The sequence below is a fragment of the Pseudomonas sp. 1928-m genome (genome assembly GCF_029269135.1).
Taxonomy (GTDB): domain Bacteria; phylum Pseudomonadota; class Gammaproteobacteria; order Pseudomonadales; family Pseudomonadaceae; genus Aquipseudomonas.
Window position 1 is genome coordinate 331,433 of record NZ_JARIXO010000001.1, and the last position, 12,942, is coordinate 344,374.

Sequence of the window (12,942 nt, forward strand, 5' to 3'; positions counted from 1 at the left end):
CGTGCCGGTGAGTAGCAAGCCTGGAGCCGCATACGACGGCCCCAGGCTGCCAGGCCTTACTCGATATTGACGGTGTAATCCTCCACTTCACCGTAATTGAAGGTGCCACACGGCACGGGTGCGGTGTTGTAGCGCATGGCTACGCGCATGCGGGTTTTCCCGGTGGCGGCGCCTGCGGGGATCACCAGGTTGCCATTCATCACCGTGCTGAGCGCGCGTGCGGAGGTGAACAGTTCTTCACCCGCATCGGTGAAGTCGCCGTCCTTGTTCAGGTCGACCCATACCTTCCAGTACTCGTTATAAGCCGAGCCGGCAAACTGCGGCGTCAGGCGCAGGCTGTTGCTGCCCCGCTGCAGGTTAACCACCTGGCCAATGCGCGGTTCCGTGAAGTCGCTGTAGGTGCTGGCGCCTGAGCTGCGGGTGAAGCTGCCGAAGCTGACCTGGCTGATCCACTCATCGTTGGCGTTACCGCTGGCTGCGCTGCAGTAGTTCGGCTGCGGCGTACCGGTGCCGATCACCAGAAATGCCGCCGAGACCGCACCCCAGGTGCCGGACGCATCCCGCGCGCGGACATACACGGTGTGCTTGCCAGGCTGCAGCCCGGTGGTGGCGATGCTGCCGGTCAGGCCTTCGGTCTTGCCGTTGAAGCTGCCGTCCAGGGGTTGCAGAGGCATGGCCTGAGCGCCTGATTCCCAGGGCGCCTTGTCGATGTAGTACTCGGCAGCGGTGACGTTCTGCGTGGGCTCGGTGCCATTGCGGGTGCTGAAACCAAGGTCACTCGCGGTGGCGCTCAACGTCACCAGGGTGCCGGCAGGCACACCGCTGGAGGCATTGCCACTCAGTGCCAGGCTGCTGATGTCCGGGCCGCCTGGGGTGATGTAAGGCGTGCGGACAACCTTGGCCGCGTAGATCAGGGCAGGCAGGTTCTTCGGCTTGATGGTGTTCTGGTAGACCGTGCAGGTCTGGAAGAACTGTGTGCCCAGCTCGAAGGTGTAGGCAGCAACACCCAGTTCGCCATAGCTGATGCCATCACTGGTGCCGTCGGTTGGATAAAGGCCAATGGACTGCTGCGGCGTATAGCCATTAAACAGGGCGAATTTGCGCCCCAGGGTCTGCAGCGCGCTGCCATTGGGTGCGGCCTGGCTGGTATCGCCCCACGGCCACAGCACCAGTTCGCTGTAACTGTGGATATCCAGGTGGATGCCACTGGTGTCGCTTGGCGCTGCATCGTTTTTTCCGGGCCCGCGACGATCCGGCCAGAGGTTGCGCACATAAGCTTCCAGGGTCTGGATTTCCGGTTCGGAGCCGGCGCTGGGGCCGCGGTAGGTGTCATTGCAGGCACTGCCGCTGGAACCTTGGCCGTTGGTGCTGTTCCAGCCGAAGGTGAAGTTGCGGTTGAGGTCGGCGCCGCGGCTGTTGCTGTTGGCGCCGCAGTAGTTCTGGTTGGCATTCTTGCGCCAGGACAGGCCGGTTTCGGCTTTCTTGCGACCGTCCGGGTTGGTCTGCAGCATCAAGTGGACCTCGTGGTGATCGAGAATCCAGGTGGCGTCGGCATCGGTGCCGTAGCCGTTGACCAGCCAGCGGGCGAAATCCAGCACCAGCGGCGCGGTGGTGTACTCGCGGGCATGGATGGCGCTGTTGATAAACAGCTTGGGCTTATTGCCGGTAATGGCTTTGTTGGTCAGCTTGAGCACGCCGATGTCGTGCCCGCCCTGGCCATTAAGTTTTTCCCAGGACTGGCCAACCAGTAACCACTGGGCGATACCGGGAAACTGACTGGCCATGCCGCTGGCCACACTGTAGGTACTCTCCAGGGTTTCATAGCAGGCGTAGCCAGGGATGCTGGCCAGGCTTGCATCACTCATCGCCGTTGCGCTTTGCAGGCTGCGCTGTTGCAGGCGATTCTGGATGAGCGTGAGGACTTCATTGCGCTTGGCAATAAACTCGTTGGCCGGTTCGAAGGTGAAGCCGAAGACCGCTAGTTTTTCCTGCTCTTCCTCGGTCAGCTCCATGATCAGGTAGCCCTGCTCATAGTGCGATTCCAGCAACTGGCCGTGGAAGCTGATGGCCGCTTTGCGGGCAAGGTCTTCGTTGGGGAAAAACGCCTTGTACACCTGGTTGGCGGCTTTTTCCTGCTCCAGCAGCATAAAGTCTTCTTGGGGGTGGGCCTGTGCCTGAACCGTGTTGAGCATGCAAAGCGCGGTGATGCTGGCACTGATGGCGAGGGTTAACTTCCGCTTTCTCATTCTTGAGATTCCTATCCTTCACTTATTGTTTATCCGTCCCCGGTAAGGAACGGTGTGTTTTTTGCCCCCTTGTGGAGGGCGAGGGATGTTTGGCAGTGGAAGCTCTTGATGCCGAATGCGTTGGCGCTACTGCATGCCCCTGAACATCTTGTTATGGGAGGCAGGCCGATCTGGTACAAGAGTGCAAAGGAACTTAGAAGGCGCTTTGCAGGCTGTCAATTTCTTCGTAGATCGCTGTCGTTTTTCGTATTTTCACGACATATAGCCGACACGATGCCCGTGAAAATGATGGCTACTGGCTATGTATGGCAACCGCGTAGGAGGGATGTATGCAAAGGATCAACGGATTGCGCATGGGTGTGTTGTTGCTAGCTTTGGGGCTGGCTGTGGGCTGTGCTTCAGGCGGAACCGAGCAGCAGGTTGGTGCAGATAAGGCGCACGCGATGGCGGCCGAGTGGACGCAGCTGCGGCAGGCCAAGGGGCATTTTGCCGGGGGCGAGTGGCGCCAGGATCTGGATGCCTGGCAGGGCCGTAAGCACCAACTGATGCAGGCGTTGGTCGCCGAGGTGCTGGCTGCGCGCAGCGATACACCGGCTGTGCTGGCGCTGCTGGGCGAGCCTGATGCCAGGGTAACGATCGATCAGGCGGACTACGCCGACTGGCAACGCCGCACTGAATGGCAAGGCAGCCCGGGGCCGCTGCTGTGGAGCTATCACTGGCGTGGCCAGCATGATCAACTGCTGGTGGCCTTCAGTGAAGGGCGGGTCAGTGCGGTGGGCTGGTTATATGCCTGGGAGTAACGTCGCCGATTGGCGCGGCAAACCGCTCAGCCAGGGCGTTGATCAGGCTGCGTTGATCGCGCACGAAGGCGAAAAACGCCTGGGCCACCGGTGACAGGTATTTGCTGCGCGGGTGCACCAGGCACCAACTGCGCAGCAGTGGCAGTTCGGCCACCGGCAGCTCGCGCAGGGCGCCGCATTCCAGCTCACGGCGCACCGCGTGGCGTGGCAGTAAAGCCAGGCCAAGGCCGGCGATCACCCCTTCGCACTGGCCTTCCATGGAGCCGACTTCCAGCGTTTGGGCGAAGTGCGCGCGCTTCTGGTGGCAATACTCCTCGCAGGCCTGGCGTGTGCCGGAGCCGGCTTCGCGGATCAACAGCGGAAAGGCGGTGAGGTCCTGCAGGCTCAGAGGGCCCTGCGTGCACAGCGGGTGATCGGGCGGCGCCACAGCGATGATCGGGTTATTAAGGAAGGGCAGAAACTCCAGATTCATGTCCGTAGGCACCCGAGACATGATCAGCAGGTCATCGCGGTTGGCGTTCAGGCGCCTGAGTGCCTGGCTGTGGTTGGTGACCACCAGCTGTAAGTTGACTTCCGGGTATTGTTGGCGAAAAGCGGCGAACAGGTGCGGAACGAAGTACTTGGCGCTGGATTCAATCGCCAGGCTCAGCTGCCCCTGCAGCGAGCCCTGCAGGTCGGCCAGCTGCATGTCGAGGCTCTCCAGTCGGCCGAAAATATCCGCGCTGGCGCGTTGCAGCGCTTCGGCAGCCTCGGTCAGGTAGAGCTTTTTGCCGACATAGTCGAACAGCGGCTGGCCGATCAACTCCTCCAGCTGGCGAATCTGCAGGCTGACCGCCGGCTGGGTCAGGGCCATTTCCTCTGCTGCGCGGCTGTAGGAGAGGTGGCTGCACACCGAGCGAAACACCTGAATCTGACGAAATGTCATACGCAGCAAAGACTTACGCATGATTAGCACCTGTGTGTCGGAGTCGATCAGGCTCAACTATAAGCTTTAACTAATGGCTAACCCAATAATTATTGATTTTGGTTAATCACCAAGCCGGCGTAGCGTGAGTGCCTGACCGCTACTGCTGCTGCGGTCACACGTCGACCGGATTTGTCGGTTGCCTGCTCACGTGATCGAGGATGCTGGCTCGTGATCAAGAAAATTCTGATAGCCAACCGCGGTGAGATTGCCGTGCGCATCGTGCGGGCCTGTGCCGAAATGGGCATTCGTTCGGTGGCGGTGTATTCCGATGCCGACCGCCAGGCGCTACACGTCAAACGTGCGGACGAGGCCCACGGCATTGGTGCCGACCCGCTGGCCGGTTATCTGAACCCGCGCAAACTGGTCAATCTGGCGGTGGAAACCGGCTGTGATGCGCTGCATCCTGGCTATGGTTTTCTTTCCGAAAACGCCGAACTGGCGGACATCTGCGCCGAACGTGGGATCAAGTTTATAGGCCCGAGTGCGGAAGTGATCCGCCGCATGGGCGACAAGACCGAAGCGCGGCGCAGCATGATCAAGGCTGGCGTGCCGGTCACCCCAGGCACTGAAGGCAACGTGGCGGATATCGCCGAGGCGCTGAGCGAGGGCGACCGCATCGGTTATCCGGTGATGCTCAAGGCCACTTCCGGTGGTGGTGGGCGCGGTATTCGCCGTTGCAACAGCCGTGAGGAGCTGGAGCAGGCGTTCCCACGGGTGATCTCCGAGGCGACCAAGGCCTTTGGTCGTGCCGAGGTGTTCCTGGAGAAATGCATCGTCAACCCCAAGCATATCGAGGCGCAGATCCTCGGTGACAGCTTCGGCAATGTGGTGCACCTGTTCGAGCGTGATTGCTCGATCCAGCGGCGTAACCAGAAACTGATCGAAATCGCCCCCAGCCCGCAGCTGACCCCCGAGCAGCGTGCCTATATCGGCGACCTGGCTGTGCGTGCGGCCAAGGCAGTGGGTTACGAGAATGCCGGCACCGTGGAGTTCCTGCTCGCCGAGGGCGAGGTGTACTTTATGGAGATGAACACCCGGGTGCAGGTGGAACACACCATCACCGAAGAAATCACCGGTATCGACATCGTCCGCGAGCAGATCCGCATCGCCTCCGGCCTGGAACTGTCGGTCAAGCAGGAAGACATCATCCACCGTGGTTATGCCCTGCAGTTCCGCATCAACGCCGAAGACCCGAAGAACAACTTCCTGCCCTCGTTCGGCAAGATCACCCGCTACTACGCCCCCGGCGGCCCCGGCGTGCGCACTGACACGGCGATCTATACCGGTTACACCATTCCGCCGTACTACGACTCCATGTGCCTGAAGCTGGTGGTCTGGGCGCTGACCTGGGAAGAAGCCCTGGCCCGTGGCCTGCGCGCCCTGGATGACATGCGCGTGCAGGGGGTGAAAACCACCGCCGCCTATTACCAGGAAATTCTGCGTAACCCGGAGTTTCGCAGCGGCCAGTTCAACACCAGTTTTGTCGAGGCGCACCCGGAGCTGACCGAGTACTCGATCAAGCGCAACCCGTCGCACCTGGCCATCGCCATTGCCACCGCCATTGCTGCCCACGCCGGCCTTTAACGAATCGTAGCCCGGATGTAATCCGGGAACTGCGGCCCCGGATTGCATCCGGGCTACAGGAGAGCAGAGAACATGAGCAAGAAGATCACTGTCACCGATACCATCCTGCGCGATGCCCACCAGTCGATCATCGCCACGCGCATGCGCCTGGACGACATGCTGCCGATCTGCGCCAAGCTTGATCAGGTCGGCTACTGGTCGCTGGAAGTCTGGGGCGGCGCGACCTTCGATGCCTGCGTGCGCTTCCTCAAGGAAGACCCCTGGGAGCGTCTGCGCAAACTCAAGGCCGGCTTGCCTAACACCCGCCTGCAGATGCTCCTGCGCGGGCAGAACCTGCTCGGTTATCGCCACTACAGCGATGACGTGGTGCGCGCCTTTGTGGCCAAGGCGGCGGTCAATGGTATCGACGTGTTCCGCATCTTCGATGCGATGAACGATGTGCGAAATCTGCGCGTGTCCATCGAGGCGGTGAAGGCCGCTGGCAAACATGCCCAGGGCACCATCGCCTACACCACCAGCCCGGTGCACACCGTTGAAGCGTTCGTGAAGCAGGCCAAGGCCATGCAGGCCATGGGCATCGACTCCATCGCGATCAAGGATATGGCCGGCCTGCTGACGCCCTATGCCACGGCTGATCTGGTCAAGGCCTTGAAGGCGGAAGTCGACCTGCCGGTGTTTATCCACAGCCACGACACCGCGGGCATGGGCTCGATGTGCCAGCTCAAGGCGATTGAAGCGGGCGCTGACCATATCGACACCGCCATCTCCAGCTTCGCCTGGGGCACCAGCCATCCGGGCACCGAGTCGATGGTCGCCGCGCTCAAGGGCAGCGAGTACGACACCGGCCTGGACCTGGCGCTGATCCAGGAGATCGGCCTGTACTTCCACGCGGTGCGCAAGAAGTACCACCAGTTCGAAAGCGAGTTCACCGCCGTCGACACCCGCGTGCAGGTCAATCAGGTGCCGGGCGGGATGATGTCTAACCTGGCCAACCAGTTGAAAGAGCAGGGCGCGCTGAGCCGTATCAACGAAGTGTTCGCGGAAATCCCGCGGGTGCGTGAAGACCTTGGCTTCCCGCCGCTGGTAACCCCGACCTCGCAGATCGTCGGCACCCAGGCGGTGTTCAACGTGCTCGCTGGCGAGCGCTACAAGACCATCACCAACGAGGTGAAGTTGTACCTGCAGGGCCGTTACGGCCTGGCACCGGGCAAGGTCAACGAGCAACTGCGCAAGCAGGCGATTGGCAGCGAAGACGTGATCGAAGTGCGCCCGGCCGATCTGCTCAAGCCGGAAATGGCCAAGCTGCGCGAAGAAATCGGCAGCCTGGCGCAATCCGAAGAAGACGTGCTGACCTACGCCATGTTCCCGGATATCGGGCGCAAGTTCCTTGAAGAACGCGCCGCCGGCACCCTGACCCCGGAAGTGCTGCTGCCAATCCCGGAAGCCGGCGGCGTGGCCCCGGCCGGTGGTGAGGGCGTGCCGACCGAGTTTGTGGTGGATGTGCACGGCGAAAGCTACCGCGTCGACATCACCGGCGTTGGCGTGAAGAGCGACGGCAAGCGCCACTTCTACCTGTCCATCGATGGCATGCCGGAAGAAGTGGTGTTCGAGCCGCTGAATGATTTCGTCGCGGGTGCCAGCGGTAAGCGCAAGCAAGCCAGCGCGCCGGGCGATGTCAGCACCAGCATGCCGGGCAATATCGTTGATGTGCTGGTCAAGGTCGGCGACACGGTCAAGGCCGGCCAGGCGGTACTGATCAGCGAAGCGATGAAGATGGAAACCGAAGTGCAGGCGCCGATTGCCGGTACTGTGAAGGCGGTGCATGTGGCCAAGGGCGACCGGGTCAACCCGGGCGACGTACTGGTGGAAATCGAAGGTTAACCTCGGAAGCCCCGGCTGTTTGAACAGGCATTTGAATGGTTTTTTTGGGGCTTCTTTTTATACCGCCGGCGCGGCTTATTCATCGCGCCGGCAAGGGTTTTGGGCCAAGTGCCTGAGTCCCCTGGGAGCCGCATGGCTCCTTTTTTTCGGTTATGCCCCGCTGTGCAGGGTTCTGCTGTTATCAGCAGGAGACTGGGCAAAACTGCGGGTATCAGCACAACGCGTGGTGGGGGCATGACCTTTTATTCGAGCAGGTGGTGACGCGGCAGGCGTCTGAATAGCAGTCAATACAGGAGCAATGCGCGGTGAGTCTGGACCCGGTGGTGCTGTTCTTTGTCTTCGGTCTGTTGGCCGGTCTGCTGAAAAGCGAGCTGAAACTGCCGCCTGCGCTGTATGAAACGCTGTCGATCATTCTGCTGCTGGCCATTGGTCTGCACGGCGGCGTGGAGCTGGCCGAGCAAGCCAGCCGGCAGTTGCTCGGTCAGGCGGCTTGGGTGTTGGGCCTGGGCGTGGCGTTGCCGCTGCTGGCTTTTGCGGTGCTGCGCGGCCTGGGCTTTGACCGGGTCAACGCTGCAGCGGTGGCGGCGCACTATGGCTCGGTCAGCGCCGGGACCTTTGCCGTGGTGGTGGCCTACATGCTGGCCAAGGGCATCGAGTTCGAAAGCTATATGCCGCTGTTTGTCGCCATTCTGGAGATCCCGGCGATTCTGGTCGGCATCCTGCTGGCCAAGGGCATTGCCCGTGACACCGACTGGGGCGAGCTGGGCCGGGAAATCTTTCTCGGCAAGAGCATCATGCTGCTGCTTGGCGGCCTGATCATCGGTGCGATTGCCGGCAAGGAAGCGATCAAGCCGCTGGAGCCGTTCTACACCAGCATGTTCAAACCGGTGCTGGCGCTGTTCCTGCTGGAGATGGGCCTGATCGCCTCCGGCCAGCTGGGATCGCTCAAACAGTTTGGCCTGCGCCTGCTCGGTTTTGCCTTGCTGATGCCCTTGCTGGGTGCGCTGATCGGCGCGCTGCTGGGCCGTTTTATGGGCCTGAGCCTGGGCGGCACCGCTGTGCTGGCCACGCTGGCGGCATCGGCTTCTTATATCGCCGTGCCTGCTGCGTTGCGCCTGGCCTTGCCCGAGGCCAACCCGTCGCTGTCGCTGACGGCGTCGCTGGGTATCACCTTTCCTTTCAATATCATCGTCGGCATCCCGTTGTACCTGATGCTGGCCGAACAGCTGATGGCCTGGGGGCTCTAGATGGACGCGCATATCCGCACTCTGCTCACCGTGATCTGCGAAGCGGCGCTGGAGAAAAAGCTGGTGGCTGACCTGGAACAGCTCGGCGCGCCGGGCTGGACCATCTCCGATGCCCGTGGCCGGGGTGGCCGTGGCGTGCGCAGCGCCGGCTGGGACACCGAAGGCAATATCCGCGTGGAGATCATCTGCACCCGCGATGTCGCCGAACGCATCGCCGGCCACTTACAGGCGCGCTACTACGCCAACTTTGCCATGGTCTGCTACCTGGCTCAGGTTGAAGTGCTGCGCGCGGAGAAATTTTAACAGGCGCCTTCTGGGGCGTAGGGTGGATGACGCTTTATCCATCCACCAAACTGCGACGGTGGATGAGAAAAGCGTCATCCACCCTACGGGGTCTCGACAGAGGATCTAGGCTGCGGGACGCCATTGCGGTGTGATCCGCTGCGCCGGGTGGGCGTCTATCTGCCATTGTCCGAGGCGCGCTCGGACCTTGTGGCGAGCCTGAGCATGCAAGCGCTGTTGAATGAAATTCTGGATCAAGTCCGCCCGCTGATCGGGCAAGGCAAGGTGGCCGATTACATCCCGGCGCTGGCCGATGTGCCGGCTAACCAGCTGGGCATTGCGGTGTACAGCAACGACGGCGAGCTGTACTGCGCCGGTGATGCGGACACGCCGTTCTCGGTGCAGAGCATTTCCAAGGTGTTCAGTCTGGTGCAGGCGATTGAGCATTCCGGTGAGGATATCTGGCAGCGCCTGGGCCACGAGCCGTCTGGCCAACCGTTCAATTCGCTGGTGCAGCTGGAGTTCGAGCGTGGCCGCCCGCGCAATCCGTTTATCAACGCCGGCGCCCTGGTGATTTGCGATATCAACCAGTCGCGCTTTGCCGCGCCGGTGTTGTCGATGCGCGACTTTGTGCGCCGTTTGGCCGGTAATCCCGAGGTGGTGGTAGACCGGCACGTGGCTGAGTCGGAATACCAGCACCGCGCGCGCAATGCGGCGGCGGCTTATCTGATGCAGTCCTTCGGCAATTTTCATAACGACGTGGAGGCGGTGCTGCGCAGCTACTTCAGTTACTGCGCGCTGCGTATGAGCTGCGTCGACCTAGCGCGGGCGTTCTGCTTTCTGGCCAACGACGGCTTCTGCAAGCACAGCGGGCAACAGATTCTCAGCGCGCGGCAGAGCAAGCAGGTCAACGCGATCATGGCCACCAGCGGCCTGTACGACGAGGCGGGCAACTTTGCCTACCGCGTCGGCCTGCCGGGCAAGAGCGGCGTCGGCGGCGGCATCGTCGCCGTGGTACCGGGGCGTTTCAGCGTGTGCGTGTGGTCGCCGGAACTGAACGCCGCCGGCAACTCTCTGGCCGGGATCAAGGCGCTGGAACTGCTCAGCGAGCGGATTGGCTGGTCGGTGTTCTGACGGCGCCGCGCCTATCGCGCCTATGACGGATCAGTCGGCCATTGGCTCCGCTGATTCGTCGGTTGCTGTTGCCTCTTCCTGCGGCGCTTTCTCGGTCTTTTCACAGATGCCGTTGGCACCCTGTTTACCGGTGTAGGAGACCGTCGGCGCGCCGGCAGCATTCAGGCTGATGGACAGGGTCACGCCTTCACCCTTGGCCTCGAAGAACTGCTCGCTGAGCTTGTGCAGAACGATCTGTTTGTCGTTGATATATACCGGGCCGCCGGCCTCGGCGCGCACGCTGAGGTCGGTCGGGCAAGTGACCTCGAATGCCGGCAGATTGGCGGCATGGGCCAGGCCGCTGGCCGTTAACAGGGCGATGAGGGTGGGCAGTCTGTTCATGCTGTGGCTCCAGGCAGGGCGACGGGCAAAGGCCGCCACCGTTAGCAGCGGCCCGAATAATCAACTAAGCAGCCGCCCGTGGCCTTGTCCAACTGTTGTGGGGTTGGCCCGATCAGCTGCGTTGTCCGCCTTCGTTGGTGCCCTCAGCGGTAGCACCAGCCAACCGCTTACCACTGCTTCATAGAGCAACTCGCAGATATTCGCGGCGGCCAGCTTGCCTTGCATATTGCTGCGGTGCTTGCGCACGGTCAGGTCGCTGATGCCAAGTCGGCGGGCAACTTCCTTATCGCTCAATCCTTGGGCAAACAGCTGCACGATCTGTAATTCGCGCTCACTTAATTTGCCGCTCTTTAGCGGTGTTTTATTAGTTGTTTCAAGTGTCGGGAAAGTTTCCAGATAATAAATAGCCAGCTGCGCTGATTTGTTCAGTGCAAGTTTGCTGTGCAAGTGTTCGCGATGTTTTCTGGCGGTACTTATGGACACGCATAATAGTGCGGATATATCCCGGTCAGTACAGCCGCGGGCGATAAGTGACAGGGCCTGAACCTCGCGCGGCGTAAGCACATTGTCAATCCTTTCTGATGCGCCAGAGAGGAACGGAAGTTAGCGTTTGCCAAGTAATAGACCGAGATGGAAATACTTCCCCAGATATACCGAATTTGCCCAATATCCAGTTATCCGGTTAGTCGCCAGAGTTTAATCGTCGACTAACTCCATGGGGCTCATCAGGGCTGCAAACGAGTTGCCTTATTCGGCGTACGTGCCGCGGCATGAGTTGCGGTGCACTCCATTTAGATAACTGCAAGGATTACAGTCATGAATTGGAATCGTACGTTTACCGATCTTCTGCGCGCCGGCCGTCCTGCTTACTGGGGCAATTGGACCCTCGACCCCAAGTTCAAGGTCGGTGCTGTCGGTATTGTTTCTCCGGATAGCGGGGATTTCACCCTGGTGCAGGAAGCCACGCCGGGCATCGCCATCAGCAGCCGTGGTGTGCCTAACCAGTGGAAGCTTTCTTCCAGCAACGTCAAACGCAGCCAGGCCAACGTCAACCTGGATGGTTCGGCCACTGATCCGGAGAGCGGCACCAAAATCACCGCCGGCACGGAAATCACCTGGGAGTTCGCCAATGTCGGCTCGATGGCCTCGGAGTTCGGCATTTCCAGCGAGAGCTTTATCAGTGACCTCACCGTGCTGAGCAAGCCGGAAACCCTGAGCTGGATGGCCCAGCAGGCGTCCGCAGTGAGCATGGGTAGCAGCGGCAATATCGCTCAGGGTTTCGGTGTGGTCACCAGCGTGATCTACGCCAACAGCGGCCTGAATATCGGCTCTCAGGACAACAGCTCGTCCTTTTCCATCAGCGGTTCGGCCGGTGCTGTGCAGGACATGCTGGCCGGCGCCAATGGCAAAGGCTCGTATGTCTCCTCCAAGGAGACCAAGCAGATCGACCAGCATCTTTGGCCCACCACCCCGAATAGCCTGGCCAATGGCTCGGTGCCGATTGCTTACACCTTCGCCTCTTACGACGGCAGCCTGCTGATCCCCAACTGGATTACCCGCCTGGGTGCGCTGCAGATCCTGTTCAACAACAAACCGGGCTGCACCTATATCACCGATATCAAGCTGAGCTACGACACCCCACAAGGGCCGCAGCACGAGTCGTTCTCGTTGAGCGGTGGCCTGTCCAAGACCATCGGCAATATCCCGCTGAGTGCCACCAACATCGCCGCCGAGATCAGCTTCAAAGGTGTGATCAACAGCGACAAGTACAGCTTCAAGTGGCCGAACCCGCTTGGCCAGTGGCTGACCGGCCAGCGCGAGATCGAGATGACCGGCGTCTGGCCGGGTCAGACCCACGCCAACGATATCGCGATGTGACATCGGCTGGGGCCAGGGCAGGCGTCCAGGTCCCAGCATTAATTGACTCGCTTAGCCCATGGAGGGCAGCAACCATGCAAAATTTCCTCAATAGCCACAAAAATATTGCCGCCTGCATCCTGCTTGCCGCGCTGTGCGCGGGCAGCGTATCGCCGGCGCAGGCCGAAGACGTTGCCAAGGGTGTGCTGATCGTGCGCGGCGGCGCCGCCAACACGAACGCTAACTACGACAAGGAAGACCAGGACAGTAATGGCCGGTTGCGTCAGGTCTCCGCCCTGTGTGCCAGCAGCGGCAGCCAGACAGCTGCCGCCCTGGTGGCCACGGATACCACCCGAGTCTGGGGCGTTTATATGAGCGGCAACACCACCACCGTGATCAACTTCGGTGGCCATGTGGTCAAGGACCCACTGCGCGGTAACCCCAACCACTGCCTGATCAATGGCCTGACGTTGAGTCAGATCAAGGGCATGTGGCACTGATCTGCGCGATAAAAAAGACCGGCTCTAGGGCCGGTCTTTTATTGCCTGGTATTAGGCACCTGG

At 61.0% G+C, this 12,942-nt stretch carries 12 protein-coding genes; 8 read left to right on the forward strand and 4 right to left on the reverse strand.

Annotated elements, in window-relative coordinates:
* Positions 1–56 precede the first annotated feature (56 nt).
* On the reverse strand, positions 57–2,246 hold the full coding sequence (locus tag P3C18_RS01490) for a M14 family zinc carboxypeptidase (protein ID WP_275960123.1): 2,190 nt from the start codon (positions 2,244–2,246) through the stop codon (positions 57–59).
* A gap of 329 nt (positions 2,247–2,575) precedes the next feature.
* Here P3C18_RS01490 and P3C18_RS01495 point away from each other — a divergent pair, with 329 nt between their 5' ends.
* The gene (locus P3C18_RS01495; RefSeq protein ID WP_275960124.1) at positions 2,576–3,046 is read left to right on the forward strand and encodes a hypothetical protein; all 471 of its coding nucleotides are present in this window, start codon (positions 2,576–2,578) and stop codon (positions 3,044–3,046) included.
* On the opposite strand, the gene P3C18_RS01500 is transcribed toward P3C18_RS01495, so the two are convergent.
* A complete protein-coding gene (locus tag P3C18_RS01500) occupies positions 3,012–3,992 on the reverse strand; it encodes a LysR family transcriptional regulator (protein WP_275960125.1) in 981 nt (326 codons plus the stop codon). The genes P3C18_RS01495 and P3C18_RS01500 overlap by 35 nt on opposite strands.
* Before the next feature lie 189 nt (positions 3,993–4,181).
* Here P3C18_RS01500 and P3C18_RS01505 point away from each other — a divergent pair, with 189 nt between their 5' ends.
* The 5 genes from P3C18_RS01505 (at position 4,182) to glsB (ending at position 10,141) form a co-directional block, all read left to right on the forward strand.
* Positions 4,182–5,597 carry an acetyl-CoA carboxylase biotin carboxylase subunit gene (locus P3C18_RS01505; protein WP_275960126.1) on the forward strand — a complete coding sequence of 472 codons (1,416 nt, stop codon included), beginning with the start codon at positions 4,182–4,184 and terminating at the stop codon, positions 5,595–5,597.
* A gap of 72 nt (positions 5,598–5,669) precedes the next feature.
* Positions 5,670–7,478 carry a sodium-extruding oxaloacetate decarboxylase subunit alpha gene (gene oadA / locus P3C18_RS01510; RefSeq protein WP_275960127.1) on the forward strand — a complete coding sequence of 603 codons (1,809 nt, stop codon included), beginning with the start codon at positions 5,670–5,672 and terminating at the stop codon, positions 7,476–7,478.
* 305 nt (positions 7,479–7,783) lie between these two features.
* Positions 7,784–8,725, forward strand: a complete 942-nt coding sequence (locus P3C18_RS01515) for a sodium-dependent bicarbonate transport family permease (protein ID WP_275960128.1) — start codon at positions 7,784–7,786, stop codon at positions 8,723–8,725.
* Positions 8,726–9,028 carry a DUF3240 family protein gene (locus tag P3C18_RS01520; protein WP_090377816.1) on the forward strand — a complete coding sequence of 101 codons (303 nt, stop codon included), beginning with the start codon at positions 8,726–8,728 and terminating at the stop codon, positions 9,026–9,028. It begins immediately after the preceding gene.
* A 204-nt stretch (positions 9,029–9,232) separates the two neighbouring features.
* Positions 9,233–10,141, forward strand: a complete 909-nt coding sequence (gene glsB / locus P3C18_RS01525; protein ID WP_275960129.1) for a glutaminase B — start codon at positions 9,233–9,235, stop codon at positions 10,139–10,141.
* A 30-nt stretch (positions 10,142–10,171) separates the two neighbouring features.
* Here the strand turns inward: glsB and P3C18_RS01530 are convergent, their stop codons facing one another.
* Together P3C18_RS01530 and P3C18_RS01535 are read right to left on the reverse strand one after the other, a co-directional pair.
* Positions 10,172–10,522, reverse strand: a complete 351-nt coding sequence (locus P3C18_RS01530) for a hypothetical protein (protein ID WP_275960130.1) — start codon at positions 10,520–10,522, stop codon at positions 10,172–10,174.
* 60 nt (positions 10,523–10,582) lie between these two features.
* A complete protein-coding gene (locus P3C18_RS01535) occupies positions 10,583–11,086 on the reverse strand; it encodes a LuxR C-terminal-related transcriptional regulator (protein ID WP_275960131.1) in 504 nt (167 codons plus the stop codon).
* Positions 11,087–11,338: 252 nt separating this feature from the next.
* On the opposite strand from P3C18_RS01535, the gene P3C18_RS01540 reads away from it, so the two are divergent.
* Positions 11,339–12,400, forward strand: a complete 1,062-nt coding sequence (locus P3C18_RS01540; RefSeq protein ID WP_275960132.1) for a hypothetical protein — start codon at positions 11,339–11,341, stop codon at positions 12,398–12,400.
* A gap of 74 nt (positions 12,401–12,474) precedes the next feature.
* Positions 12,475–12,879 (forward strand): hypothetical protein, encoded by a 405-nt coding sequence (locus tag P3C18_RS01545; RefSeq protein WP_275960133.1) that lies wholly within the window; start codon positions 12,475–12,477, stop codon positions 12,877–12,879.
* Positions 12,880–12,942: the final 63 nt, after the last annotated feature.

What these genes read in the sequence shown, in the direction of transcription:
- P3C18_RS01490 (WP_275960123.1), bottom strand. Translation starts at nt 2,246, where the DNA reads ATGAGAAAGCGGAAGTTAACCCTCGCCATCAGTGCCAGCATCACCGCG.
- P3C18_RS01495 (WP_275960124.1), top strand. Translation starts at nt 2,576, where the DNA reads ATGCAAAGGATCAACGGATTGCGCATGGGTGTGTTGTTGCTAGCTTTG.
- P3C18_RS01500 (WP_275960125.1), bottom strand. Translation starts at nt 3,992, where the DNA reads ATGCGTAAGTCTTTGCTGCGTATGACATTTCGTCAGATTCAGGTGTTT.
- oadA (WP_275960127.1), top strand. Translation starts at nt 5,670, where the DNA reads ATGAGCAAGAAGATCACTGTCACCGATACCATCCTGCGCGATGCCCAC.
- P3C18_RS01520 (WP_090377816.1), top strand. Translation starts at nt 8,726, where the DNA reads ATGGACGCGCATATCCGCACTCTGCTCACCGTGATCTGCGAAGCGGCG.
- glsB (WP_275960129.1), top strand. Translation starts at nt 9,233, where the DNA reads ATGCAAGCGCTGTTGAATGAAATTCTGGATCAAGTCCGCCCGCTGATC.
- P3C18_RS01530 (WP_275960130.1), bottom strand. Translation starts at nt 10,522, where the DNA reads ATGAACAGACTGCCCACCCTCATCGCCCTGTTAACGGCCAGCGGCCTG.
- P3C18_RS01540 (WP_275960132.1), top strand. Translation starts at nt 11,339, where the DNA reads ATGAATTGGAATCGTACGTTTACCGATCTTCTGCGCGCCGGCCGTCCT.
- P3C18_RS01545 (WP_275960133.1), top strand. Translation starts at nt 12,475, where the DNA reads ATGCAAAATTTCCTCAATAGCCACAAAAATATTGCCGCCTGCATCCTG.